This is a genomic window from Nocardioides sp. NPDC058538, assembly GCF_042719275.1.
Classification (GTDB): domain Bacteria; phylum Actinomycetota; class Actinomycetes; order Propionibacteriales; family Nocardioidaceae; genus Nocardioides.
Genome location: NZ_JBHXNY010000012.1, coordinates 49,600 through 74,949, shown reverse-complemented (window position 1 = coordinate 74,949; position 25,350 = coordinate 49,600). Strand labels below are relative to the sequence as shown.

At 67.3% G+C, this 25,350-nt stretch carries 24 protein-coding genes; 8 read left to right on the top strand and 16 right to left on the bottom strand.

Going from position 1 to position 25,350, the window contains the following annotated elements; genetic code table 11:
- Positions 1–7 precede the first annotated feature (7 nt).
- Together ACFWQC_RS13460 and ACFWQC_RS13455 are read left to right on the top strand one after the other, a co-directional pair.
- The gene (locus tag ACFWQC_RS13460; protein WP_378678334.1) at positions 8–541 is read left to right on the top strand and encodes a PadR family transcriptional regulator; all 534 of its coding nucleotides are present in this window, start codon (positions 8–10) and stop codon (positions 539–541) included.
- 247 nt (positions 542–788) lie between these two features.
- On the top strand, positions 789–1,955 hold the full coding sequence (locus tag ACFWQC_RS13455; RefSeq protein WP_378678332.1) for a benzoate/H(+) symporter BenE family transporter: 1,167 nt from the start codon (positions 789–791) through the stop codon (positions 1,953–1,955).
- Between the two features lie 9 nt (positions 1,956–1,964).
- Here ACFWQC_RS13455 and ACFWQC_RS13450 read toward each other — a convergent pair whose 3' ends face one another.
- Complete coding sequence (locus ACFWQC_RS13450; RefSeq protein WP_378678329.1) at positions 1,965–2,393, bottom strand: DUF309 domain-containing protein; 429 nt, start codon at positions 2,391–2,393, stop codon at positions 1,965–1,967.
- Between the two features lie 83 nt (positions 2,394–2,476).
- Between ACFWQC_RS13450 and ACFWQC_RS13445 the strand changes: the two genes are divergently transcribed.
- Both ACFWQC_RS13445 and ACFWQC_RS13440 read left to right on the top strand, forming a co-directional pair.
- Complete coding sequence (locus tag ACFWQC_RS13445) at positions 2,477–3,037, top strand: YciI family protein (RefSeq protein ID WP_378678326.1); 561 nt, start codon at positions 2,477–2,479, stop codon at positions 3,035–3,037.
- A 10-nt stretch (positions 3,038–3,047) separates the two neighbouring features.
- Complete coding sequence (locus tag ACFWQC_RS13440; protein WP_378678323.1) at positions 3,048–3,398, top strand: UBP-type zinc finger domain-containing protein; 351 nt, start codon at positions 3,048–3,050, stop codon at positions 3,396–3,398.
- A gap of 73 nt (positions 3,399–3,471) precedes the next feature.
- On the opposite strand, the gene ACFWQC_RS13435 is transcribed toward ACFWQC_RS13440, so the two are convergent.
- Positions 3,472–3,675 carry a cold-shock protein gene (locus ACFWQC_RS13435; RefSeq protein ID WP_141804077.1) on the bottom strand — a complete coding sequence of 68 codons (204 nt, stop codon included), beginning with the start codon at positions 3,673–3,675 and terminating at the stop codon, positions 3,472–3,474.
- Positions 3,676–3,891: 216 nt separating this feature from the next.
- Positions 3,892–5,400 (bottom strand): sodium/proline symporter PutP, encoded by a 1,509-nt coding sequence (gene putP / locus ACFWQC_RS13430; RefSeq protein ID WP_378678318.1) that lies wholly within the window; start codon positions 5,398–5,400, stop codon positions 3,892–3,894.
- 181 nt (positions 5,401–5,581) lie between these two features.
- Between putP and ACFWQC_RS13425 the strand changes: the two genes are divergently transcribed.
- Complete coding sequence (locus tag ACFWQC_RS13425) at positions 5,582–6,034, top strand: hypothetical protein (protein ID WP_378678314.1); 453 nt, start codon at positions 5,582–5,584, stop codon at positions 6,032–6,034.
- 153 nt (positions 6,035–6,187) lie between these two features.
- On the opposite strand, the gene ACFWQC_RS13420 is transcribed toward ACFWQC_RS13425, so the two are convergent.
- On the bottom strand, positions 6,188–6,946 hold the full coding sequence (locus ACFWQC_RS13420; protein WP_378678311.1) for a class II aldolase/adducin family protein: 759 nt from the start codon (positions 6,944–6,946) through the stop codon (positions 6,188–6,190).
- A gap of 95 nt (positions 6,947–7,041) precedes the next feature.
- Positions 7,042–8,133 (bottom strand): ABC transporter substrate-binding protein, encoded by a 1,092-nt coding sequence (locus ACFWQC_RS13415; protein WP_378678309.1) that lies wholly within the window; start codon positions 8,131–8,133, stop codon positions 7,042–7,044.
- A 100-nt stretch (positions 8,134–8,233) separates the two neighbouring features.
- Between ACFWQC_RS13415 and ACFWQC_RS13410 the strand changes: the two genes are divergently transcribed.
- Together ACFWQC_RS13410 and ACFWQC_RS13405 are read left to right on the top strand one after the other, a co-directional pair.
- Positions 8,234–9,481 (top strand): hypothetical protein, encoded by a 1,248-nt coding sequence (locus tag ACFWQC_RS13410; protein ID WP_378678306.1) that lies wholly within the window; start codon positions 8,234–8,236, stop codon positions 9,479–9,481.
- Complete coding sequence (locus ACFWQC_RS13405) at positions 9,468–11,018, top strand: ethanolamine ammonia-lyase reactivating factor EutA (protein WP_378678303.1); 1,551 nt, start codon at positions 9,468–9,470, stop codon at positions 11,016–11,018. The genes ACFWQC_RS13410 and ACFWQC_RS13405 overlap by 14 nt, the downstream gene beginning before the upstream one ends.
- Positions 11,019–11,131: 113 nt before the next feature.
- Here ACFWQC_RS13405 and ACFWQC_RS13400 read toward each other — a convergent pair whose 3' ends face one another.
- The 7 genes from ACFWQC_RS13400 to ACFWQC_RS13370 all read right to left on the bottom strand — a co-directional run bounded on the left by ACFWQC_RS13400 (position 11,132) and on the right by ACFWQC_RS13370 (position 19,480).
- Complete coding sequence (locus ACFWQC_RS13400) at positions 11,132–11,296, bottom strand: hypothetical protein (RefSeq protein ID WP_378678300.1); 165 nt, start codon at positions 11,294–11,296, stop codon at positions 11,132–11,134.
- A gap of 137 nt (positions 11,297–11,433) precedes the next feature.
- Entirely contained in the window at positions 11,434–13,071 is a 1,638-nt protein-coding gene (locus ACFWQC_RS13395; RefSeq protein WP_378678297.1) for an ethanolamine ammonia-lyase reactivating factor EutA, read from the bottom strand.
- Positions 13,072–13,155: 84 nt separating this feature from the next.
- Positions 13,156–14,280: a hypothetical protein gene (locus tag ACFWQC_RS13390; RefSeq protein WP_378678294.1), complete on the bottom strand. Its 1,125-nt coding sequence runs from the start codon at positions 14,278–14,280 to the stop codon at positions 13,156–13,158.
- A gap of 31 nt (positions 14,281–14,311) precedes the next feature.
- A complete protein-coding gene (locus tag ACFWQC_RS13385) occupies positions 14,312–15,547 on the bottom strand; it encodes an MFS transporter (protein WP_378678291.1) in 1,236 nt (411 codons plus the stop codon).
- A gap of 10 nt (positions 15,548–15,557) precedes the next feature.
- The gene (locus ACFWQC_RS13380) at positions 15,558–16,688 is read right to left on the bottom strand and encodes an ABC transporter ATP-binding protein (RefSeq protein WP_378678288.1); all 1,131 of its coding nucleotides are present in this window, start codon (positions 16,686–16,688) and stop codon (positions 15,558–15,560) included.
- A 27-nt stretch (positions 16,689–16,715) separates the two neighbouring features.
- On the bottom strand, positions 16,716–18,494 hold the full coding sequence (locus ACFWQC_RS13375) for an ABC transporter permease (RefSeq protein ID WP_378678285.1): 1,779 nt from the start codon (positions 18,492–18,494) through the stop codon (positions 16,716–16,718).
- A complete protein-coding gene (locus ACFWQC_RS13370; protein WP_378678282.1) occupies positions 18,491–19,480 on the bottom strand; it encodes an ABC transporter substrate-binding protein in 990 nt (329 codons plus the stop codon). The genes ACFWQC_RS13375 and ACFWQC_RS13370 overlap by 4 nt, the downstream gene beginning before the upstream one ends.
- A 437-nt stretch (positions 19,481–19,917) precedes the next feature.
- Here ACFWQC_RS13370 and ACFWQC_RS13365 point away from each other — a divergent pair, with 437 nt between their 5' ends.
- Positions 19,918–20,658 (top strand): FadR/GntR family transcriptional regulator, encoded by a 741-nt coding sequence (locus tag ACFWQC_RS13365; RefSeq protein WP_378678279.1) that lies wholly within the window; start codon positions 19,918–19,920, stop codon positions 20,656–20,658.
- Here the strand turns inward: ACFWQC_RS13365 and ACFWQC_RS13360 are convergent.
- The 4 genes from ACFWQC_RS13360 to ACFWQC_RS13345 are packed head-to-tail and all read right to left on the bottom strand — an operon-like array spanning position 20,649 to position 25,234.
- The gene (locus tag ACFWQC_RS13360; protein WP_378678276.1) at positions 20,649–21,932 is read right to left on the bottom strand and encodes an MFS transporter; all 1,284 of its coding nucleotides are present in this window, start codon (positions 21,930–21,932) and stop codon (positions 20,649–20,651) included. The two genes, ACFWQC_RS13365 and ACFWQC_RS13360, sit on opposite strands and share 10 nt — an antisense overlap.
- Complete coding sequence (locus tag ACFWQC_RS13355; protein ID WP_378678273.1) at positions 21,925–23,112, bottom strand: MFS transporter; 1,188 nt, start codon at positions 23,110–23,112, stop codon at positions 21,925–21,927. Before ACFWQC_RS13355 ends, ACFWQC_RS13360 begins: the two co-directional genes overlap by 8 nt.
- Before the next feature lie 11 nt (positions 23,113–23,123).
- Complete coding sequence (locus ACFWQC_RS13350; protein ID WP_378678270.1) at positions 23,124–24,152, bottom strand: cupin domain-containing protein; 1,029 nt, start codon at positions 24,150–24,152, stop codon at positions 23,124–23,126.
- Positions 24,153–24,199: 47 nt separating this feature from the next.
- Entirely contained in the window at positions 24,200–25,234 is a 1,035-nt protein-coding gene (locus ACFWQC_RS13345) for a cupin domain-containing protein (RefSeq protein ID WP_378678267.1), read from the bottom strand.
- Positions 25,235–25,350 lie beyond the last annotated feature (116 nt).

Sequence of the window (25,350 nt, the reverse complement as noted above, 5' to 3'; positions counted from 1 at the left end):
TCAGACCGTGTCAACACCGAAACTGACCCCTACCTCCTACGTCGTGCTGGGCATGGTGTCGATGCGAGGACCATCGACGTCGTACGACCTCAAGCGCGCCGTCAATCGCTCCGTCGGCTACTTCTGGCCCTTTCCGCACGCGCAGCTGTACTCCGAGCCGAAGCGGCTGGTCGATCTGGGCCTCCTCGAGGTGCAGCAGGAGGAGTCCGGCCGGCGGCGCCAGCTCTACTCCGCCACCCCCGCAGGGCTCGATGCCCTCCGGTCATGGCTCAGCGAGCCCACGACCGAGCAGATGCAGGTGCGCGACGTCGCCGAGCTCAAGCTCTTCTTCGCGGAGTTCGCCAAGCCCGAGGACGTCCTGCAGCTGGCGCGAGAGCAGATCGAACAGCACCGCGAGCGCATCAGGGTCTACACCGGGATGCAGGAGCTGTTCAAGGACCGCGAGGACGTAGCCGATCGCATGGTTCCCCTCGGGCTCGGCCTCGCGATGGAGCACGCCGCCCTCGACTTCTGGGAGAAGCTCGAGAAGGAACGCAGCTGAGCGGGCCACCCGACCAGCCACCCCTTGACACCACCTGGGAACAGTCCTAGGTTTCGACAGTCCGAATCAGACGGTCTTTTCTGGACCGTACGTCTGTCATCGAGGTGGCCCCATGACCAGCCCCACCACTGGCTCCACCAGCCAGCCCACTCCCCCGAGGATTCGTACCGACCGTTCCCTGATCGAGCCGGGGCCCGGATTCAAGTCAGGCCTTCGCGACCTCCGGCGCCACGTGGGTGTAGCTCCAGTGAGCGCCGGCTTGGTCGCCGCCATCTTCGGGTGCACCGGGCCCGCCCTGATCATCATCAACGGGGCCAGCGAAGCAGGGCTGTCCGAGCAGCTCATCACCTCGTGGATCTTCGGCATCTACGTCTTCGGCGGACTCATCTCGCTGATCCTCGGGCTCTACTACAAGATGCCCATCACCGGCGCCTGGAGCATCCCGGGCGCGGTCCTCGTGGTCGGCGCACTGGCGGACTTCGAGTTCAGCGAGATGGTCGGCGCCTTCCTGGCCGCCGGAGTGCTGGTCCTCGCGCTGGGTCTCACCGGACTGCTTCCTCGCCTGGCCGCCTGGCTCCCGGTACCGATCGTGATGGCGATGATCGCCGGCGCACTGATCCGCTTCGCCACCGGCGTGGTCGACGCAGGTGTCAGCACACCGGTGATCGTGATCGCCGCGGTGGTGGGCTATCTGCTGCTCACCCGCTTCGTCAGGTCCGTACCCGGCGTGGTCGGTGCGCTGGTCTTCGGCATCGTCGCTTCGCTGGCCACCGGGGCCTTCGGGTCCACGGACGCCGACTTCGCACTCTCCGCCCCGCAGCTGGTGGCGCCCGCGTTCGACGTCAACGCGATCCTGGCGGTGGCCATCCCGCTCGCGGTGCTGGTCATCGGCGCCGAGAACGCCCAGGCCACCGGGGTGCTGATGACTGAGAAGTACCGGCCTCCGGTCAACGCGATGACCCTGATCAGTGGCGTCGGGGGCATCCTGGCCTCGCTCTTCGGTGGCCACAACGCGAACATCGCGGGGCCGATGACCGCCATCTGCTCCTCGGAACAGGCCGGCGAGAACCGGGACGGACGCTATGTCGCCACGGTGGTCAACGGCATCCTGTTCGCCCTCTTCGGCGTCTTCGCCGGCGTAGCGGTCGCCCTGGTCTCGATCCTGCCTCCGACGCTGATCGCGGCCGTGGCCGGGCTGGCGATGATCGGGGTACTGATCTCGGCCTTCCGCGGCGCTTTCGGCGGCACGAAGTTCCAGACCGGTGCGTTCGCCGCGCTCGTGATCGCCATGAGCGGCGTGACCATCTTCAACATCTCCGCCCCGCTCTGGGCACTGCTCGGCGGAGTCCTCGTCTCCCTCGCCGTCGAGTCCAAGGACTTCCAGGCAGGCGCCGACCGCCGTTCCGAAGGCTGACCCGACGAATCAGGCACCCTGCAGCTTGCCCCGGGAACATGCGATGAGTGCTTCGAGGTCCAGGCCATACCTCGGACCAGCGCCCCGCTCGTAGGTCTCGAGCCGACCCGCCGCCCGCTCGATCAGCCGGGAGGCGCCGACGGTGTTGCCGCGCTCGTGGTGGGTCAGGCCGACACACAGCTGAGCGAGGCCCTGCCACAGCTCCCGCTCTTCCTCCGGGCACGACTTCCACCGGACCTCGAGGGCCTCGTGGGCGGCGAAGGGGCGTCCGTCGTCGAGCAGGCTGCGGGCGTACGCCAAGGTCTCCTCCGGCGGGAGCGGTTCCTCGGAGATGGGCTCGACACCGACTTCGCCGTACGGCAGCGGGCGGCCGAGCGCGTCGCGCGGTCGAGCCTGCTGCGCACGCCCTTGTTCGTTCCGGTCGCGATCGCTCACCATGTCAGCCCTCCTCGGCTTCACACCCTACGGACCCGCTGAGATAACCGATTGCGCGGGACGGCGAAGCCGGTGAGTCTCAGCCCATGGAGTTCTTCTGCTACCACCGCGACCGCCCGGGCTCGACGCCGCTGCGCACCGAGATGGTGGAGGAGCATTGGAGCTACATGGACCGGTTCGCAGCGACGATGATCGCCCGGGGTCCGACCTTCACCAGCGACGAGACCCTGACCGGGAGCGTGCACATCCTCGAGCTCCCGGATGCCGCCGCAGCTCGCGCGTTCGCCTTCGACGAACCCGGCTACCAGGCCGGCGCCTATCGGGACATACTGCTCCGGCGGTGGCGCAACACGCTCGGTCGCACCATGTGGGACTTCGACGGCCGGCCCGACGCCAACCGCTACCTCGTCCTCGGGTTCTGCGAACCGAGGACCGACCCGGTCGAACTGCCGCGCGGCGAAGCGCTGATCGCGGCCGGGCCGCAGCTCTCCGACGACGGGACGGTGGTTCTAGGCGCGGCGGTGCTGCTCGAGGCAGTCTCCGAGCATGCCGCTCGGCAAGCCCTCTCCCCCGACCAGTACGTCTGGGTCGAGGCCCATCGGTGGGACTTCGGCGGGCGGCCCACGTCGAAGGACCCCAACCGGTAACGTGAAGGGCATGACCGGAACACCAGGAATCGACGTCGCGGCCCTGCCGTCCGGCACCGGGTGTGCCGAGTGCCTCGCGAGCGATTCCGGATGGTGGGTTCACCTTCGGCGGTGCGCGGAGTGCGGGCACGTGGGCTGCTGTGACAGCTCACCGGCGCAGCACGCCAGCCACCACTTCCGCGAGTCGGGCCACCGCTACATGCAGAGCTTCGAGCCCGGCGAGACGTGGTTCTGGGATTTCGAGAACCAGGAGGCGCTGGAGGGCCCGGTGTTGGCCGAGCCGACGAGCCGCCCCGAGTCGCAGTCCCCGCCCGCGCCCGCGGATCGCGTTCCACAGGACTGGCAGACGCACCTGCACTGACCGGTTCGAGCCCTCGTCGCCGGACGCACGAAGGGCCCCGACCGCGGCTGCGGTCGGGGCCCTTCGTTGAAAATCAGGCGACGCGGACGTTCTCGGCCTGCGGGCCCTTGGGGCCGGCGGTGACGTCGAACTCGACCTTCTGGTTCTCGTCGAGCGACTTGTAACCGCTGGTCTGGATGGCGGAGAAGTGAACGAACACGTCCTCGCCGCCACCGTCCTGCGCGATGAAGCCGAAGCCCTTGTCAGCGTTGAACCACTTGACGGTGCCCTGAGCCATGATCTTTTCCTCTGTTCGGTGCAAGGGACACTGTGCCCCAAGCCGCTGAAGACATCCATCTGTGCTGATGTCCAGCGAACCGAAAACCAGATAAAAGATACAAGCCGCGACGTGGTGTGCGGCCAGGATGGCTTACAGAGCCATCCCTTCAACAAGATCAACAGTACGCCATCAGGCCCGGGATCGTGGTTTCCCCGCGATCCCGGGCCCGTCGCGTCAGACCCGCGCCGACTCCGCGCGCGACCCGTCGGCGTCCAGCAGCCGGATCGCCTCGTCGAACTCGGCCTCGATGTCGGGGTTCTCCCGGTAGGTCACCAGGCTGACCACCACCGCGACGATCGCGTTGAGAGCGAAGCCCGGCACGATCTCGTACATCTGCGAGCTGAGCGCGTCGATGTTGCCCCACACGACGACGGTCACGGCCCCGACGACCAGGCCGGCCAGCGCGCCGGCCGCGGTGAGCTTCCGCCACCACAGCGCCAGCAGGATGATCGGGCCGAAGGAGGCGCCGAAGCCCGCCCAGGCGTACGCGACCAGGTCGAGCACGGTCCCGCTCTTCGGCCACGCCAGCACAGCGGCAACGACGGCGACACCGAGCACGGCGAGCCGACCGAACAGGACCAGCTGGCGGTCGGAGGCGTCGTTCTTGAAGACCGCCTTGTAGAGGTCCTCCACCAGCGCCGAGGAGGTCACCAGCAGCTGGGAGGAGATCGTGCTCATGATCGCGGCGAGCACGGCGGCCAGCATGATGCCCGCGACCAGCGGGTGGAAGAAGATCTGGCCCAGCGCGATGAAGACCGCCTCCGGGTCGGTGAGCTCGGCGTCAGGGTTCTGCTGGTAGTAGGCGATGCCGACCAGGGCGGTGCCGACGGCGCCGAAGAGGCTGAGCAGCATCCAGCCGATGCCGATCCGCCGCGCGGACGCGGCCTCCCCCGCCGTACGCAGGGCCATGAACCGGACGATGATGTGCGGCTGACCGAAGTAGCCCAGGCCCCAGGCAGCCGCCGAGACGACGCCGAGAGCGGTGGCTCCTTCGACCATGCTCAGCCGCGACGGGTCGACGGCGCGGACGCTGTCCAGGGTCTCGCCGATCCCGCCGGTCACGAAGACACCGACGACGGGCACCAGGATCAGCGCGAGAAGCATGATCGCGCCCTGCACGAAGTCGGTGTAGGAGACCGCGAGGAAGCCACCGAAGAGCGTGTACGCCACCACGACCGCGGCGACCACCAGCATGCCGGTGTGGAAGTCCGTGCCGAAGGAGCTCTCGAAGAAGACGCCGCCGGCGACCATGCCCGAGGACACGTAGAAGGTGAAGAACACCAGGATGACGGCCCCGGAGGCCATCCGCAGCAGCCGCGAGCTGTCCTTGAGCCGGTTCTCCAGGAAGCTGGGCACGGTGATCGAGTCACCCGAGACCTCGGTGTACGTCCGCAGTCGCGGCGCCACGATCTTCCAGTTGAGCCAGGCGCCGACGGTCAGACCGACAGCGATCCAGCCCTCCATCAGCCCGGTCGCGTAGATCGCACCGGGCAGGCCCATGAGCAACCACCCCGACATGTCCGAGGCACCCGCGCTCAACGCACTCACCATCGGGCCGAGATCGCGCCCGCCCAGCATGTAGTCGTCGAGGTTCGAGGTGCGCCGGTACGCCCAGGCGCCGATGCCGAGCATGGCGACCATATAGGCCACCAACGCCAGCATTTGATAGGTCAGGTCTGACATCGAGAAACTCCAAGATCGGGGGAATGCCGCCGCAGAACCTAACCCGTAGACCACGTTTGACTGTGATCGGCACCCCACGACTGCGCTACGCCACGCCTGAGGCCGATTGGCACCGGCTCGGACGACTGCCAGGCGCGGCTTCCGGTGCGCGGCGACGTCGGATGCCCTACGGTCTGCCGACGTGACTACGACTGTCGTTGTGACCGCGATGGGTATCCTCGCCACCCTTCTCGGGGCCTGGTGGGGTGCGTACTGGCAACACCGGAACAGCCGCGACCTCCAGCTGCTCGATGCCAGGGTCCGCGTCTACGGCGAGTGCGCCGCGAGCCTGTACGAGTTCGAGCGCGTCACCTACAGCCGCGTCAAGGCCCGCCTCGCCGACCTCCCCGCCCCCGAGCGGGAGTCGCTGCGCCAGGAGGCGTACCGCAACAACTCAGCCGCTCGCGCAGCCATCGGTCAGCTGAGCATCCTCAGCGCCGGCGGGAAGATCCCCAAGGGATTCGAAGCACTCCGGCAGGCGATCGGGGATCTCAACGACGCACCTGGTCTCGATGAGCTCCGAGAGCAGCACGAGGAGATCTACGTGGAGCTCGACCGAGTCCTGGAGCAGGCACGCGCCGACCTCGCCCGCTAGCTCGACCGAAGGAGGCCGACACGGAGCCCCGCCGGGCGGTGCCGAGGACTTCACGTTCTCACCCGGCGGTAGCCGCTGCTGGTCGCGGTTCCGATCGTTCAGGCGCAGCAGACGGCCGGCTGACCTGCCCGGGCACCCCAGGAGCTCAACTCGTCACTCGCGCTCAGCCGCAATCGGCGTGAGGGCGAAGCCGGCGGCGGCGAGGCTGGCCGAGTGGAAGCGCCAGATCAGTCGATCATGGAACGCCGAGCCCAGATCCGGAAGCTGTTCGAGGTCCTCGTCCGTCATCGGCTGAGGAGTTCTGCCGGCACTGGCAGCACGGAGGATCATCTGGGCGAGGGCGTCCATGCTCAGCGCACGACCAAGCGCCTCCTCGACGCTGGCGCCGGTGGTCACGATGCCGTGACCGCGTAGAACACAGCTGCCCTTGTCCCCCATCACGTCGACGAGTTCGCGTCCCAGCTCAGGAGTATTGACAAGGACGCTGCGAGCGTAGATCGGAATCCCCTCGCGGGCCATCCGCGCGGCTCGGATGTCGTACGCCCCGACGACCGGCGTCAGTTCGAGTCCGGCCAGGCTCAGAGCGACAACGGCAGGGGGATGGGCGTGCAGCACGACCTCCACGTCGGGCCGAACGCTGAGGATCTCGGTGTGGATGTGGACTTCGTTGGGCACCGCGTACCCGCAGTCGACGTCGAGCAGATTCCCGGCGCGGTCTGTCTCGCGAATGTCATCGGGGACCGTGAAGAGGAGTCCTTGTTCCTCGGGCCCGCGACAGCGGATGAGCAGGCCGTCTCCGTGTCGGCTGCTGATGTGGCCGAGGATGTCCTCGCACAGGCCACGGAATCCTGCGATGCGACAACCGGTGGCGATCCGGTGCTGAAGTTCTTGACGCAGTCCAGTGCTGGTCATCGAGCGCTCTCCGTCCTGAAGTGTAAGTCGGCAAGGAGGGCCCTGGAGTGATCCGGAGCCCTCCCTGCCGAGGCTGTCCTCGACCCCTGGCCGGCTCAGCCGCCCACGAGCTCGCGGTAGGCGCGGTCCCAGCGGTCGTAGTCCTCGAGCATCTCGCCCTCCGGGACCGGGATCGTCTCGACACCCGCAAGTGGGTCGTCCGACTGCGGCACGGCGGTCGAGCGGAAGTCCTCGGCGATGTACTGCTGCCCCTCGCTGAGCAGGAAGTCCATGAAGAGCGTCGCCGCGGCCGGATGCTTGGCCGTCGCCATCAGGCCGGCGCCATTGGGTCGGGTCACGACCGGGGCGACGTACTCCTCACCACGCTTCCACGTCACCGGAGCCTTGTCCTCACCGGCCAGGCCATCGACGGTGTGGGAGTAGCTGGACAGGACCACGTGCAGCTTGCCTGCGGCGAGCATGTCGCCCATCGTGCTGTGCCCCTTCTCGACCGACGCGTTGGCGGCGATGTCGGTCCACATCTTGTCGACCTCCGCCTGGGACTTGCCCTGGTCGAGGTAGTAGTTCGAGACCGCCGCGAACCAGTCGACGTCGCCGATCTCGAGCGCGACCTTGCCGTCCCATTTCGGGTCGGCGAAGTCGGCTACCTCGCTTGGGATCTCGGAGGACTTCACCTTGTCGGTGTTCCAGGCGACGACGAAGGCGTTGAAGCGGTCGGCGGTCCAGCCTTCGAGCTGGCCGTCCTCGCGCACCGCGTCGCGGTACTCGCTCTCGTAGTCGTAGAGGAAGCCCTCCTGCGCCAAGATGTTGAGCTCGCCGGAGTTGGTCTCGACCAGGTCGGTGCTGACGTTGCCGGAGTTGCCCTCGGTCGTCAGCCGCTGCAGCACGGTCTCGGAGTTGCCGCGCGTGGGCTCGACCGTGATGTCGTACTTCTTCTCGAACGCCTCCACGAGAGAGTCCATGTCCGTGTTGGACGTGTAGAGGACGAGCTTGCCCTCCTCCTCTGCCATCTCGACGAGCTTGTCGGTCCGCTCCTCGCCCGAGAGCCCGTTGATCTCGTCGTACACCTCCTTGGCGTGGTCATCGACCTTGGGGGCGCCCACCCCTGCGGTCGGCGACCCGCCACACGCTGTCAGCACCATCGCGGCCGCCAGAACGGCGGCGGCCAGTGGGGTCTTCCTCTTCATCTCATCTCCTGGGGAACCGGCAGCAACCCTTTTGGGTTGATGGTATAACCATTACAGTGATGCCTATCACATATACAGAGCCACCGGAAGAGGAGTGAGCGTGTCGACCGAGACAACGACCGAGACGGTGTGGCAGGAGCCGACCGAGCACCGCAGGGCCGGCTTCGGCGACTTCCACAAGCAGCCCATGCCGTACGACACGTTCATGGAGTCCGAGGGGATCCCGGTCTTCCGCGGGCTGGGCGTGCGGACGGTGACGGACCTCCCGCGCGAGGACTGGGACCGCAAGGGCGGGCGCGGCAGCTACATCCAGACGTACGGCACCGAGACCAAGTGGGGCCACTTCGTCGTCGAGGTCCCGGCCGGTGGCGCGCTGAACCCCGAGAAGCACATGTTCGAGGAGATCTACCTCGCCGTCGAGGGCCGCGGCACCTGTGAGGTCTGGCAGGAAGGGGACGTCAACAGGCACGTCTTCGAGTGGCAGCGGGGCTCGATGTTCTCGATCCCGATGAACGCCTGGTTCCGGATCGTCAACGCCACCTCGAAGCCCGCCATCCTGATGGCCGGCAACACCGCGCCCAACGTGCTGAACCAGCTCAACAACGTGGAGGCGGTGTTCAACAACCCGTTCGTCTTCCGCGAGCGCTTCAGCGGGGCAGACGACTTCTTCAAGTACCGCGAGGAGATCGAGCCCGACCCGGTGCGCGGTCTTGCGATGCGGCGTACGAACTTCATCCCCGACGTCATCGACTGCGACCTGCCGCTGGACAACCGCCGCTCCCCCGGCTACCGCCGCGTCGAGCCCTACATGACCGACAACCAGTTCTACTACTGGATCGGCCAGCACGAGAACGGTCGCTACTCGAAGGCGCACGCGCACACCTCCGCCGCGATCCTGATCTGCCTGAAGGGCCATGGCTACACCTACACCTGGCCCGAGCACCTCGGCCCGACGCCGTGGGCCGACGGCAACGGCGACCAGGTCCAGCGTCTCGACTACGAGCGGTTCGGCTTCATCACCGCCGCGCCAGGTGGCCAGCGCTGGTACCACCAGCACTTCAGCGCGTCGAAGGAGCCGTTCCGGCTCAGCGCCTGGTTCGGCCCGCACAACCCGGGCCGCGACCCCGGCGCCCCCGGCGCCAAGCACACCGACTACACGGCCCGCGATCTGCACGAGGGTGGCACCGCCATCGCGTACTGGCAGGAGGACCCACACGTCCGCACGGAGTACGAGGCGACGCTCGAGAAGAACGGCGTCGAGCTCAGGATGGACCCGAGCTGGTACGAGCATCCCGAAGGCATCGACTGGGACCCGAGCAAGCGGCAGATGGCCGATGGCCTTCAGTGAGCCCTCGGAGCTGACGCCGATCGGCCACTCCGGCGGCCGGATCTTCACCAGCGGCGGGCGCAGCCTGGTGCTGGAGGACGATGAGATCCGGCTCGTCAGCGTCGGTGTCGACATCGGCTCCTCGACCACCCACATGGTGCTGTCACGGATCGTGCTGCAGCGGCGGGACAACCGCTATCTGGTCACCTCACGCGAGGTGACGCATGAGTCGGACGTCCTTCTCGCGCCCTACAGCACCGGCGACACGGCCGGCGACACTCTCGACGGCGATGCGCTGAGGGAGTTCTTCGACCGGCAGTACGCCGAGGCTGGTGTCTCGCCGGACGAGATCGACACCGGCGCACTGATCATGACCGGCGTGGCCGTACGCCGCACCAACTCGCGCATCATCGCCGACGTGTTCTCTCAGATCGCAGGCAGGTTCGTCTCCGTCAGCGCCGGCGACGCACTGGAGACGCAGCTGTCGGCCTTCGGGTCGGGAGCGGTGTCCAGATCGGAGGCCAACGGCAACCGCACGATGAACATAGACATCGGCGGCGGCACGTCCAAGATCGCCGTCTGCGCGGATGGTGAGGTGCAGGCGGTGACCGCGATCGACGTCGGCGCCCGCATCCTCGCCTTCGACTCGGAGGGCCGCGTCACTCGCATCGAGGAGGCCGCCCGCTGGCTCGCGGCCAAGGCCGCACTCGAGCTGGAGATGGGCGCGGTGCCCGACGGCGACGGGCTCTCCCGGCTCGTCGAGCTGATGGCGGACCACCTCTTCGCCGCGATGCAGACGGGCTCTCCGGCGAAGGCGACCGCCGACCTGCTTCGACTGGAGCCGCTGCCTGCGGGTCCGGCCCCGGATGCGATCTCGTTCTCCGGCGGCGTGGCAGAGTACGTCTACGGACGCGACCAGCGCGACCACGGCGACCTCGGACCGCGCCTGGCGGCGGCGATTCGCGAGCGGGTCTCCGGCTGGGGCCCCGAGCTGCAGGTCGCCGAGCAGGGCATCCGCGCCACCGTCGTCGGCGCCTCGCAATACACGGTGCAGGTGAGTGGGACCACGATCTTCGTGGAGCCGACCTCGCTGCTGCCGCTGCGCAACGTACCTGTGCTCATGCCGCAGCTGCCACTGGAGCGCGAGGAGCTCGACGCGGACGAGATCACGGTGGCGGTGAAGGATGCCTTGCAGGCGTTCGACTCGATGCCGAAGGACCAGCCGGTCGCCCTCTGCTACCGCTGGCAGGGCTCAGCCACCTTCGGCCGCCTCGATGCGTTCTGCCGTGGCGTGGCCGCGGGCATGGCCGAGTACACCAGCAACGGCCTGCCGCTGGTGCTGGTCGGCGACGGCGATGTCGGCGGCTTGGTCGGCATTCATGTCAACGAGGAGCTGAGCCTGCCCATCCCGGTGGTCTCCATCGACGGGCTCACGCTCCAGGCCTTCGACTTCATCGACATCGGCGGGCTGCTGGCGGTCTCCGGTGCCGTACCGGTCGTGATCAAGTCGCTGGTCTTCCCGGCCACGGCGGCGCTGGGCCGAGACGTGGCCTTCTGACGGTCCCGGCTCAGTCTGATCAGCTCGACAGCAAATACGAGAAGGCCCCGGGGATCCGGGGCCTTCTGGTGTTCTGCGTGCTGCTCTACGCCTCGGCGGCGGAGCGGCAGCGGTCAGCGAGTCGCTCGCTGAACCGGGATCTGCACAGTCATGCGGACCCTGCCGGCGAACGCGGCGAGCGAGGCCCGCAGATCGAGCTCGCGGTAGCGGCGTACCCGGACCTCGCCCGGCTGGATCATGAGAGGGCTGACAGCGTCCTGGGTGTAGAGCTGGTTCATGGTTTTCCTCCGCTTCGATACCTGGATCTCAGGCACTCGAAAACCATAACCACGAAATGGTCTAACCAATTCACTGACGGCGACGTGTGCTTGCTCACATCGCCGTCAAGGCGTTTGCGCGCAGTCGCTGTCCCGGCTCAGTCGATCATCCTGTCGCCGAAGACCAGCGACTTGATGGTGACCGGGACGGTGCCCGAGGGCTGACGTACGCGACCGAGGTCGACGTAGTCGAAGTCGCGCAGCTGCAACCCGTCGAGGACGAGCAGACCACCGTCGACACCGAGCTCGTCGCGCAGGATCCGGCCGAGGGTGAGACCGATATCGGCATCGAGGACGAGGTACGTCGCGCACCCGTGCTCGATACGGGCCGCCAGACCCCCGCGCACCCCTTCGGCCAGAGAGCGCAGCCGCGGGTAGGCCGGCGCGCCGCTCCAGGTCAGGGCCAGGGCGATGTCGTCGCAGGGCTCGACCCCGAAGGCGGCCAGATGCTCACGGATCGCCTCGGCGATCGCGGTCGCGTCCACTGGACCCATCGGGTCCTCGTCGAGCGCGTAGGTGGGAGCGACGACCTGGAGGTTGCGCTGCGGCAGGAGGGCCTCGGCATCGTCGCGGTGGGTGGTGATGCCGCTGAGCTGGACGGTGTACTCCGAGGCACCGAGCACGGTCGCCCGGATCCGCTCGGCCGCGGGCAGCAGGGACAGGCCGGCGGCGTCGACCCGCTGCCGCAGCGCCGTGCCCAGCCGTCGGCCCAGGTCGCCGAAGTCGCGGGTCTCGGCGCCGTAGACGTACTCCCCCACTCCACCGGAGAAGACCAGTCCGTCCACGGTGCTCATGTCGACCGGGAGTGGCTCGGTGAGCCACAGCTCGGGGTCGCCGGCGCCGCCGAGCAGCGCGAGCACCGCATCGGCCATCTTCTCGGCCACCGCGCTCAGGCCGGCGTCGTCGACATGACCGCCGAGCGTGAGCGTGACACCGGCGGCGGTGCCGTGGCGCTGGCCGGCCGGCTCCAGGCGCGTGATCCGGCCGGCGTTGTGGGCGAGCAGCCGCCCACCCACGTGCAGCGCGGCCGTGGTGAGCACCTTGCCGTCCTCGACGAGGCTCAGCTTGGTCGTACCGCCACCGATGTCGACGTTGAGCAGCCGACCACCGCGGTCGTGCGAGGTTTGGACCGCACCCGAGCCGTACGCCGCCAGCATCGCCTCCATGTGGTGTCCGGCCGTGGCACAGACCAGGTCTCCGGCCCGTTCCGCCACGACCGTGCCGATGGCCTCGGAGTTCTCCCGCCTCAGCGCCTCGCCAGTCAGGATCACCACGCCGGTGTCGATATCGTCGGGGCTCAGCCCCGCCTGCCCGTACGCCATGTCGAGCAGGTCACCGAGCTCAGCGGCGTCGATGGTGAGGTCCGCGGCGTACGGCGTGAGGTAGAGCTCCGACTGGTAGAGCGTGTCCCGCTCCACCACGATGTAGCGGCTGGTCAGGTCCTCGCCCTTGCGGCGCAGCACCAGCCGGGAGAAGGCCACCTGGGTTCCGGCGGACCCGATGTCCACGCCTACGCTGAGCATCTCCACGTTGTCCCGCAGCCAGATCGGGTTGTCGGCGAAGGCTGCCGCCAGATCCCTCGCGTCGAGCTCACCGTGGGAGTGATCGTGCCCGTGATCATGGTCGCGGTCGTGGTCATGATCGTGGTCGCGGTCGTGGTCGCCGCGGAAGATCCCGGCCTCGTCCAGCCCGTTCGGGCTCAGCGTGGGGCGCTCGTGGTGGTGGTCGTGGCTCAAGAGGAGACTTCCTAGACGTGGATGTTGGTGCCCACGGGGCGCAAGGGCTTCGTTGCCCTCGCGCCCCTCGGGGCGAACTGGGACCTACTCCCCAGCCTTGGGGGGCAGGTCGGGGAGCTCGGCCTCGTACGCCGCGTCCATCTGCGGGGTCAGGCCGTTCTCGGCCAGAGCCTTGGAGAAGGTGTCGCGCACGAGCGGCGACTCGTCGGCGTAGTCGATCTGGTCGCCACCGATGCGCTGGCTGATCCAGGCCTTCGGGACGCCCTGGGCGTTGCGGATGGAGACGACCTCGTGCTTGAACGCGAGGTAGCGGGCCGGCTCGGAGCCGGTGTTGAAGTGCTGGTGGTACCACATGTTCGGCGGCACGATCATCGAGCCGGCCTTCCACTCATAACGCTTCGGCTCCTCGCCCTCGGGCCACATCAGCGAGTAGCCCTCACCCGAGAGGATGATGACGTGCGCGCCCGGGCCGTGACGGTGACCCTTCTTGTACGTCGCGGTCGGGAACTGCGAGATGTGGCTGTTCATCGACCCGCGCGCCATCGTGAAGCGGATGTGGCCGCCGCCGGCACCGCGCTCCTTTGCGGCGATCAGCGGGAGGCTGACCGAGTCCCACACGAAGTTGGTCTTCAGCAGCAGCCCGTCCTGCTCGTCCTTGTTGTCGAAGTAGTCCGGCTCACCGTTGAACCGGGAGGGGAAGTCGTAGGAGGTGTTGAAGACGAAGTCGGGGTCGTCGTACATGTTGATGATCGGCGGGGCGTTCGTCGAGGAGACGAAGCGTGCCACCTCGGTGCCGGAGCCGTTGAAGTGCTGGTGCACCGTGTTGAGCGGGATCGCGAAGATCGAGCCGGGGCCCCACTCGAAGGTCACTTTCTTCCCGGCGTCGTTCCAGACCGAGGTCGAGCCGTGGCCCGACAGCACCAGGATCATCTCCTCGAAGAGCTGGCGCTGCGGCTCGAGCACACCAGCTGCGGGGATCTCGGCGACGTAGCAGTCGTTGGAGGTCCGGGATGCCTCGTGGTTGATGAACACACCCCGGCCACCGCGGCGGGCCCACGGCTTGAGCTCGACTGTCTTGAGGTCCTCCACATAATGGGCCGCGATGATGTCGAGGCCCTCGTCGGCGACCCAGCGGACGTACGGGCTGTCCTTCTCGGTCTTGAACTTCTTCGCCAGATCGTCGGAGACGATCGCGTCCTTCTTGGCCACTGTCATTCCTCTTTCACGGTTTCGGATTTGATCAAGCTTGTTGGTGGGCGGGGGCCTTCGCCCCCGCGTATTCGCGGACGACGTTCGCCCGAGGCAGGAAGGTCACGGCGTACAGCGCCGTCAGGATCCCGCCGGCGGTGAGCGCTGTGACAGGACCGAGCGACGCGGCGACCTTGCCCATCAAGGCGTCACCGAGCGCCGGGCCCCCGCGCGAGGCCATCTGGTAGATCGAGGTGACGCGGCCCCGCACCTCGTCTGGCGTCTCCAACTGCACCGCCGCGTGCCGGATGGTGGTGGTGACGGCGTCGAAGGCGCCGAGCAGCAGGCAGGCCGGCAGCGCGACCCAGAACACCCCAGCGTGCGCGAGCAGGATGGCCGCTCCCCCGTACATGACCGTCGCCGCCAGCAGGATCCGGCCGAGCCGGTTGCTCCTGGAGACGAGCTTGAAGATCGTGTACGACGCCAGCAAGGCTCCCGCGGACGGAGCCGCCGCGAGGATGCCGTAGCCGCTCGGCCCCACGTGCAGGATCTCGGTGGCGACCGCCGGCAGCAGCACCCGGTAGGCACTGAACAGCGTCGCCGAGAGGTCCAGCGACATCAGCATCCAGATGATGGAGCGGCCCCTGATGTAGACCACGCCGTCCTTCATCTGCGCCCATATCGACTCGTCCTTGGGCGAGCCCGGCAGATGAGGCACCTCGATGAACGCCAGCGCCACGACCATCGCGAGGTAGGACAGCGCATCGAAGCCGTACATCAGCTCCGGTCCGCCCACCGCGATGAGCACCCCACCCAGCCCCGGGCCGATCAGGATGGCCAGCTCGCGAGACGGGTTGAGCAGAGCGAACGCCTGGGGCAGCTGCTCGCGCGGCACCATCGCCGGGATCAGAGCCTGCCGGGCCGGTGAGTCGAAGGTCGCCGCCGCCGTGATCAGGATGACCGCGACATAGATGAGCCAGATGTTCACCGCACCGGTCGCAGTCAGGACTGTCAGTCCCAGCGCGACCAGCATGGCGACCGCCTGCGCCGCCTGGAGCAGCTTGCGCCGGTCCAGGCGGTCGGCGTAGACGCCACCGAGCGGCGAGAGCACCAGCAGAGCGACCGCCTGGGCGGCCCCGACGAGACCGGTCTGCGCGTACGAACCCGTCAATTGATAGACGTGGTACAGGACGGCCGCGATGGTCCCGCGGGTGCCGATCTCCGACAGGATGACTCCAGCCCAGTAGAGGCCGAAGGCGCGGTGCCGAAGAACCTCAGGGAGTGCCAAGGCGGGGATCTCAGTCGGCCGGGACGAGCGAGATCTTGTCCGCCTCCAGGTGGAGGTAGACGTCGGTGCCCGGCGGGACCGACACCGACGGCACGGTACGGGCGCGGATCTCGGTCTTGCCGACTCCGACGACGTGGTCCACCGCGTCGCCCAGGAAGGCGCGGGTGGCGACCTTGCCCTGCCAGAGGTTCTCGGTCGCCATCGGGCGCTCGGTCGAGATCCCGACCGCCTCCGGCCGGATCGAAGCCACGACCCGGGTGCCGGTGGGCACCTGGGCACCGCTCGACAGGGTGAGAGTGCCCTCGTTCGTCTCGACCGTGTACGCCTCGCCGGTGCGGTTGGAGACGGTGGCCTCGATGAAGTTCGACGTGCCGATGAACTCGGCGACGAATTGGCTGTTCGGGTTCTCGTAGATCTCGCGCGGCTTGCCCAGCTGCATCACCTCGCCGGCCTTCATGACCGCGATGTTGCTGGACAGGGAGAGCGCCTCCACCTGGTCGTGAGTGACGTAGATCGAGGTGATGCCGAGCTCGCGCTGGAGCCGCTTGAGCTCGAAGCGAAGCGACTCACGCAGCTTCGCGTCCAGGTTGGACAGCGGCTCGTCGAGCAACAGCAGCTCGGGCTCGATGATGATGCCGCGCCCCAGCGCGAGGCGCTGCTGCTGACCACCGGACAGCTTCGTGGCCTGACGCTCGGCGTACTGCCGCAGCTCGAGCGTCTCGAGCACCCGGTTGACCCGGTTCTCGATCTCCTTCTTGCTGGGTCGCTTGGTGCGTGGCATGACCTGGAGCGGGAACGCCACGTTGTCGAAGACGGTCATGTGCGGCCAGATCGCATACGACTGGAAGACCATCCCGAGACCGCGCTGGTTGGCCGGCACGTTGACCGACTTGGCACCGCCGCCTGCGGCGAAGAAGGTCTTGCCGCCTACCGCGATCCTGCCGCTGTCCGGCTTCTCCAGACCCGCGATGGAGCGCAGCGTCGTGGTCTTGCCGCAGCCCGAGGGGCCGAGCAGGGTGAACATCTCACCCTGACGTACCTCGAAGCTGACGTCATTGACGGCGAAGACGTTGTTCGAGGCCGTCTTTCCCTTGGTCTTCTCGCCGGGGAAGCTCTTGACGAGACTAGTGATTTCCAACATGAGTGTTTCCTCTCAGAACCGGGCAGGTCAGTCCTGCTGGAGGCCGACCTTGGCCCCGAGCTTGTAAGCGATGGATACGAGAAGGACCAGCGTGAGCACCATGAGCACACCGATCGCCGAGACGACAGCCATGGAGCCGTTCTCCCATTCCTCCCAGATCACGATGCCCAGCACCTCGCTGCCGGAGGTGTAGAGCAGGATCGAGCTGGAGAGCTCGCGGAAGGAGACGACCAGGATGTAGATCCAGCCCGAGAGGAGGCCTGGCATCAGCAGCGGGAGCAGCACCCGGCGGAACGTCTGCCACCAGGTGGCGCCGCTCATGTACGCCGACTCCTCGAGCTCAGCACCGATCTGGTGCTGAGAGGTGACGGCGTACCGCATTCCGTACGGCATGTAGCGGGTGAAGTAGGCGATCCCCAGCAGCCACAGCGTGCCGTACACCCCGATCGGGAAGTTGAGATAGGTGACCAGCAGGGCCACACCCATGATCAGGCCCGGAATGGTCAGCGGCACGAAGGTGAACCCGTCGATCAGCTGACGGCCAGGGATCCGGGTCCGCACGGTGATCCAGGACGCGACCGCCATGAAGGCCATCACCACAGTCGCCGATCCGACACCGAGGATCAGCGAGTTCTTCAAGGCGCGCAGCACGGTCGGGTTCTCGATCACGTCGCGGAAGTTGTCGAGCGTGAAGCTTCGGAAGGCGTCCATCGACGGCAGCTGGTAGTACGGCTGGAAAGAGCAGTACACCAGGACCGCGAGCGGCAGCACCACGGCGATCAAGAAGTACCCGATGACGACGGCACCGGCGATGGGACGGTACTTGCCGAGCTCGATCGGCCGCGGCCTGAAGGCCTTCCCTGTCACGGTCTGGAAGCTCTTGGAGCCTCGACCGATCAGGTTGGAGAAGGTGACCCCGATCAGCGCCAGCGCCAACAGCCCGACGGCGAGCGCACCGGCCGTGTCGTAGCCGATCGGCCATCCGCGCAGCTCGAAGTAGATCTGGCTGGTGAACACGTAGATGTTGGCGGGGACGCCCAGCAGCGCCGGGACCTCGAAGCTCTCCAGGCTGCGGACCGTCATGATCAGCATCGCGCCGACGATCGCCGGCAGGATCAGGGGGAGGGTGATCCTGCGGATGACCGTGATCCGAGAGGCGCCCGACATCTGCGCGGACTCTTCGAGCGATGGGTCCATCGCCCGGAAAGCGGCGACCATGAGCAGGAAGACGATGGGCGACAGGTGCAGGCCCTCGACCCAGATCATCCCCCACACGCTCTCGATGTTGAAGAAACCTTCACCGATGAGCGGCAGCTTCTCCAGATAGCGATTGAGGAGGCCGATGTCCGTGTCGGCGAGCAGGATCCAGGAGACCGTGTAGAGAATCCCCGGGATGACCAGCGGGATGATCGAGGAGGCGAAGAACAGTGCCTTGAACGGCACATCGGTTCGCACGATCAGGTACGCCAGTCCGGTCCCGACGACCAGCGAGAGGATTGCGGAGCCGAACGCGAACCACAAGGACGTCCCGACGAGCGAGAACACCTTCGAGTCGCCGTAGGCCTCGCTGAACGCACCGAGGGTGAACTGTCCGGTCTCAGGGTCGAGGAAGGTGACCTGCAGCAGATACCAGAGCGGAACCACACCGAACCAGAAGATGACCGCGGCGACCAGCAGCAGGATCAGTGTCTTCGGCGTCAGGATCCGTCTCAGCAGCGAGGGCGTGCCGCTGTCCGTACCCGGATCGACCGGCGACTTCCTCGCTGGTGCCGGTGCCCTCTCTTCGGCGGGAGCCGTGGTCGTCATCTGCCAGCACCTCCCGCCCCGCGGAGCAGGTCGTCGTACGCCTTCGTCCACTTCTCGTTCTCGTTGACCATCTTGTCGGTGTCCACCGGGATCACCTCGACGCCTTCCATCGGATCCTTGGCGCCCTCGGGCACGATCGCCGGGGTGAGGCCGAGGTCGACGAGGACCTGTTGCCCCTCCTCGAGCATCCAGTCGGCGAAGAGCATCGCGGCCGCGGGGTGCGAGGCGTTACGGACCAGGCCGAAACCGTTCGGTCGCGCGATCGCCGGCTCCGCGATCGGCTCGTAGGCCAGCGGGGCACCCGAGTTGATCTTCTGCTGCACGATGTACGTGTAGTTCGTCGCCGCAACATCGAACTTCCCCGAGACATGCAGGTCGGACATGGTGGTGTGGCCCTTCTGGACCTCGGCACCGTCGACCATGTCGGCGAAGAGCTTGTCGATCTCCTCGTCCGACTTGCCCTGCTCCTGCCAGTAGCCGTAGAGAGTCAGGTACCAGTCGTAGTCCGACAGTTCCATCGCCAGCCGGCCGTTCCACTTCGGGTCGGCCAGGTCCTCCCAGCTCTTGGGGGCCTCCTCGGCACTGACTGCGGTGGTGTTCCAGCTCGGCGCGAAGATGTTGTAGCGGGTGGCGGTCCAGTTCTCGAACTGCCCCTGCTCGCCCACCATGTCCCGGCGCTCTCCGGAGTATTCAGCGAGTGCGCCTTCGCCGTTGAGGGCGAACAGCTCCAGCGCGTTGGTTTCGACGATGTCCGCACCGGCGTAGTTGGAGCTGTACTCCTTGAGCACCTTGGTGAGCACGGTGGTGGACTCGGCGCGGGTCAGGTCGACCGCGACATCGAAGTCCGCCTCGAACTTCTTCTCGAGCAGGAGCGCGATGTCATCGGTCATCGAGGTGTAGATGGTGAGCTCACCTTCGTCCTCGGCGGCCTCGACCAGCTTGTCCCGACGCTCTTGACCGTCGAGTGCGGCCATCTCCTTGAACACGGCTTCCGCCTCTGTGGGTTCGCCGGACTTCTGTCCCCCACTGACGGGGGATCCACCGCAAGCCGTGGCAAACATCAGGGTCGCTGCAGCTACTGCGGTGACACAGGCCAGTCTGGGTCTCAATTGGGGTGCTCCTTGACTCGTCGCCCGACCCTCTTACGGGATGATGGTCAGACCATTAGCACTATATGTAACACAACACAGCGGCGGTGTGAAGGGCGTCACGGACTCTTAACCCAGCCATCGTCGGCTTCTCTGGTTGTTTGAGCAACTGGTTCTTTCGCTGCCCGGAAGCATGGGAGACGGGCGCATGTCCCAGGTCGGCAAGCCGGGCCGAAGTCCCCACAGACGCCCGCGAGAGGTGTACGGTTAACCCACAGTCCATTGGCCCAATCGCGTCTCGGAAAATCCGCGACGAGCCCCAGGAGGGATCCGCCTTGACAACCTCGAGTTCCGGCGCAGCCGGCGTCGAGATGTTCGCCAAAGTCAGTGTCGACCGGGTCTCGCAAGTGATCGTCGACCAGATCAAGCTGCTCATCCGCGACGGCCGCCTCACCCCGGGAGACCGTCTGCCCAGCGAGCGCGACCTGTGCCAGCGATTCGGGGTCAGCCGAGTCACTGTTCGCGAGGCACTCCGCGTGCTCGAGGCCAGCGGCCTGGTCGAGATCCGCGTCGGCGCACGAGGCGGCGCGTTCGTCACCACGCCGTCCACTGAACGACTCGGCGCCGGCCTGGCGGACCTGCTCTCCCTCGCCCCGCTGACCGCGTCCGGCGTCACCGAGGCTCGCAAGATCGTCGAGCTGGGCATTCTGCCGCTGGTCGTGACGCGTGCGACCGACGAGGACATCACCGACCTCCTGGCGATCATCGAGGAGGCCGAAGCCGCACTCGCCGCGGGTGAATACACCATGGGGCTGTCGGCCGCTTTCCACGTCCGTGTCGCCAGCTGCACCCACAACCCCGCGATCGAGATGCTGGTGCACAGCTTCCACGGCCCGATGCTGATGTCGCTGCGTCAGGCACAGATGGCCGCGCCCACCATGGGACACAAGGGCACCGAGGAGCATCGCGCCCTCGTCGAGGCGATCAAGGCGCGTGACGTCGATGCCGCAGTCGCGGTGATGGGGCCCCACCTCGAGCGCACCGCCGAACGCACTGCCGAGGACGCTCAGGCCTGATCGAGGACCTTCGGATCCCGGGGCGTCGCCGCCGTTCCGGCCTGTAGCCGTCGCAGTGTCGGTGCGACCAGCGCTGCCGCACCGAGAGCGGTCACCGATGCGACTGCCATTCCCGCGCGCGCTCCCCACTGGTCACACACCCAGCCGATCAGCGGCATGCCCAGCGGCGTCGTACCCAAGAAGACGAAGCCGTGCAGGGCCATCACCCGCCCGTGCATGCTCGGCTCCGTCCCGAGCTGCAGCAGGGTCTTGGAGAGGGTGTTGAACGCCAGGTTCGCGATCCCCATCAACATGACCGCGGCCATCGCCACCCACAGCCACGGGGCGAGCGCTACCAGCGCGTTGGCCCCGCCGAAGGCGACGCCGGCCAGCAGCAGCCGCCAGCTGCTGACCCGCTCGGTGGCGGCGGTGCCGAGCGCGCCGATGACCGCTCCGACCCCGAGTGCCGAGGTCAGCCACCCATAGGTCTGCGAGTCACCGTGGAACGTCTCCTTGGCGAGCACCGGCAGCACAGCCCGGAAGTTCTGGCCGAACAGCGCGATCGCGGCGACAAGGATCATGCAGGCGCGCAGCTCCGCACGGGAGAAGACGTACATGAGCCCCTCGCGTACGCGGCCGTGCTTCCGCTCCCCCGGCTCCACTGACGCGGAGCTGGTATCGATGAGGAGGAGCCCCCAGATGACGGGTACGAAGGAGGCCGCGTTGATGGCGAAGGCCCATCCCGAACCCGCGACGGCGATCAGCGTGCCGGCGACCGCGGGACCGACCAGCCGGCCCAGGTTGTGCACGGTCGAGGCGAGCGCCTGGGCGTTGACGTAGTCCTGCGGCCGGGTCACCTCAGCGACGAAAGCATGCCGGGCGGGGTTGTCGAAGACGGTCACGAAGCCGAGCGAGAGCGAGAGCCCGAAGACCATCCACAGCTCCACGGTGCCCGAGAGCACCACGCCCGCGAGGACCGCCGCGAGCACCAGGCTGGCGGCCTGGGTGCAGATGATGACCCGGCGTCGGTCCCAGCGGTCGACGAATGCGCCGCCCCACAGCCCGAAGAGCAGCACGGGCAGGAACTGCAATGCTGCCGCGATCCCCACGTCGACGGCATCCCCGGTGAGGTCGAGGACCAGCCAGTCCTGGGCGACCCGCTGCATCCAGGTGCCGATCGTGCTGACCGAGTGACCTGTGATGAAGATCCGGTAGTTCCGGTGCCCCAGCGAACGGAGCGCCCACGGCCAGCGCCGGCGTCCCTCCGGCTCGATGGGCTCCGTCGACTCAGTCACTGACGACCTTCTCCTCGGCTTCGATGCGGGCGAGTGCCCCGCGCAACCTGCCGGCGCTCAGCGCCGGCGCCATCACCAGGACCCCCGCGGCCGCGATGGCGGCCGACAGTGGCATCACGAGCACCAGCCCCGCGACCCCGAACGGCGCCACGAAGAGCGCCGCGGCACGGAAGGTGCCGGTGACCGCGATCGCCTCACCGCGCTCCTCGGGGTGGACCGAGTCGCTGGCGATCGCCGGCCCGAGTGTCTGCAGCGTCCCCGACGAGAGTCCGGAGATGCCGAGCGCGAGACCGACCAGCCAGGCGTTGCCGGCGAGGAACCCGACGACGCCCAGGCTCACGCCCGTCACTACCGCGCCGATGGCGAACGCGCGGGCCAGAGCGGCACGCGACGTACGCCCGGCGACGGCCGAGCCACCCACCGAGCTCGCGTTGGCGACCGCGACCAGCGCGCCGACGACGGTGGACGAGTGTCCGGCATGGGTCAGCACGACCGGAACGTAGGATCCGAGCAGGCCGCGCCAGGCGCCGGCGGTGACGCCTGCCCAGCAGCCCGCAGACACGCCGGGGCGTCGCCACAGGCGCTCTTCGCTGCGGTCCTTGACCCGCTTGAACGGGCGCAGCCGGTCCATGAAGAGGGTCGGCACGAATGCGACCGCGGCCATGACCGCGCCCCACCCCAAGGCGTACGCCGGGCTTCGGGCCGAGAGGAGACCGGCGATCAGCGGACCGACGAGCAGCCCCGTGTTGGAGACGAAGTTGACCGCCGCCAGGGACTTCACCGAGGAGCCTTCGCGACGTACGGCGTGGGTCTGGCTGCCGGTCCAGAAGCAGGCACGGGCCACGCCCTGAAGCAGCTGAGCGATGACGAACGGAACCACAGCCGCGTCGACCGCGACCATCCCGTTCGAGACCCCCAGGATGAGAGTCGCAGCGGCAACGAGGGTCCAGTCCGGGAGAACCCGCATGACCACGCCCAGGCCGAGCCGGGCTGTCATCTGGGCGATCGCCGAGATGGCGGTGAGCACACCTACCTCGACCGCGTTGTAGCCGGCGTCGATCGCCAGCAGCGGCAGTGCCACGGAGGCGAGTCCGAGAGCGCACGAGAACAGCGCGGCGCCGCCCGCGGCTGCGAGGGTGTCGCGCGACGGGGAGCGCCGGAGTCTCCGGTGGATCGGCACCGGGTTCCGGGTCAGACCGGGCTCTTGGCGAGCTCGCCGGCACCGGTGTACTCGGGCGCATCCTCGAAGAAGTGGATGTTGTCGTAGCCGAGCGTGCGGAAGAGCCGGTTCTGCGCCTGGAACAGGCGCACCGTGGAGCCATCGCTCGCGAAGATCTGCACCACGTGGTTCTGCGGCACATAGATCGTGTCGCCCTTGGTGAAGTCGAACCGCTTCGGCTCCAACGCCGTCCGCGCGTAGTACTTCTCGGCGATCTCGGCCTCGACCTCCCACATCAGGAAGTGCCCGTCGCCATCGAGGGCGTAGAAGACCTCGTCGGCCATCTTCCAGTAGCGGCCCGACCTGCTCCCCGGCTCGATCTTCAGTTCGTAGGAGTCAGTGCTGTGGATGCGACCGTCGGTCTTCACCGGCGACGCGATGATCCGCTGGTTTCCAAGCTGCGTCATCTCCCAGGTGGTGTCCTCGACGCTGATGACCTTCTTGCGGTCCAACACACCGGGAGTCCAGATCCGGCTCCACTCCTCGCGGGGACCGAACTCCTCGGGCCGGTCGATCGGTCCACTCTTGCCCTGCTGGATCAGACCCATGAACATCCAGGTGCTCTTCGCCTTCACCACCAGCGCAAGGGCGTTCTCGTCGTACGGGTTGAAGTGCTGGTGCACGGAGTCCGTGTGGACGTAGACGAGGTCGTCCTTCTTCCAGTCGTAGCGGATGCCGTCGTGGATCTCATAGCCCGCCCCCTCCAGGATGTAGAAGGCAGCCTCGTTCTGGTGGCCGTGGCCACCGTTCTGCCCGTGCCCGTCCACACCCGTGAAGTGGACCTGGATCGTCTGGGTCAGGAACTGCTCGTCGCCGGGCCCGACCCGCCACGCCGTGTGCGAGGTCTTGGTGTTGGCCGAGTGGCCGACGCTGCCGTCGTCGACGACGATCGTGTTGTCACGCACTCGCGGGTTCGCGAGCTGTTCCTGACGGAACTCGTTGAGTCCGTACGTCGCCGAGTCGAGCCCGCGAACGAAGGTACGCACCTTCTTCTTCGCCATTGGTTGCCTCCTGTTGGCCGTTGGATCTGTACCGTGCCGGGCTGCCGTCAGGCGTCGACCGTCGCTGCCGACTCGGGAACCTGGAGCGCGTCGTACGCCGGAGCGTTCTCGACGTAGTGGATGTTGTCGTAGCCGAGCGTGCGGAAGAGCCGGTTCTGCGACTGGAACAGGCGCACCGTGGAGCCGTCGTTGGCGAAGATCTGCACCTGGTGGTTCTGCGGCACGTAGATCGTGTCGCCCTTGGTGAAGTCGTAGCGCTTCGGCTCGAGCGCGACGCGGGCGTAGTACTTCTCCGCGATCTCGGCCTCGACCTCCCACATCAGGAAGTGGCCGTCGCCCTCGAGGGCGTAGAAGACCTCGTCGGCCATCTTCCAGTAGCGGCCCGACCTGCTCCCCGGCTCGATCTTCAGCTCGTAGGAGTCGGTGCTGTGGATGCGACCGTCGGTCTTCTCCGGCGACGCGATGATCCGCTGGTTGCCGAGAGGAGTGATCTCCCAGATGGTGTCCTCGAGGCCGATGACCTTCTTGCGGTCCTTGACGCCCGGGGTCCAGACGTGGCTCCACTCCTCGCGCGGGCCGAACTCGTCCGGACGGTCGATGGGGCCGCTGCGTCCCTGCTGGATGAGGCCCATGAACATCCAGGTGCTCTTGGCCTTCACGACCAGGGCGACAGCCTTCTCGTCGTACGGGTTGAAGTGCTTGTGCACCGAGTCGGTGTGGACGTAGACGAGGTCGTCCTTCTTCCAGTCGTAGCGCTGGTCGTCGTGGATCTCGTAGCCCTTGCCCTCGAGGATGTAGAAGGCGGCCTCGTTCTGGTGGCCGTGGCCGTGGTTCGAGGACCGCGGGGGCAGCTCGACGAAGTGGACGTGGATCGTCTGGGTGAGGAACTCCTCGTCACCGGGGCCGATCCGCCACCAGGTCTTGGACTGTGCGCTGTCGCCGGAGTGGCCGACCTTCGCGTCGTCGACGACGTACTCGTCGTTGCGAACGCGGTCGTACGAGAGCTGCTTCTGCCGGAACTCGTTGAGCCCGTAGGTCGCGGAATCAAGCCCGCGAACGAAAGTACGCAGCTTCTTGGCCATGCATTTCCTCCTGCCGTCAGTGCCATGGCAGGCGTCAGATCGCGATCGACCTGATCTGCACTGCGATGCATAATGGACTGACCATTAATCTAGGCGTGATCCGCGCCACTGTCCAC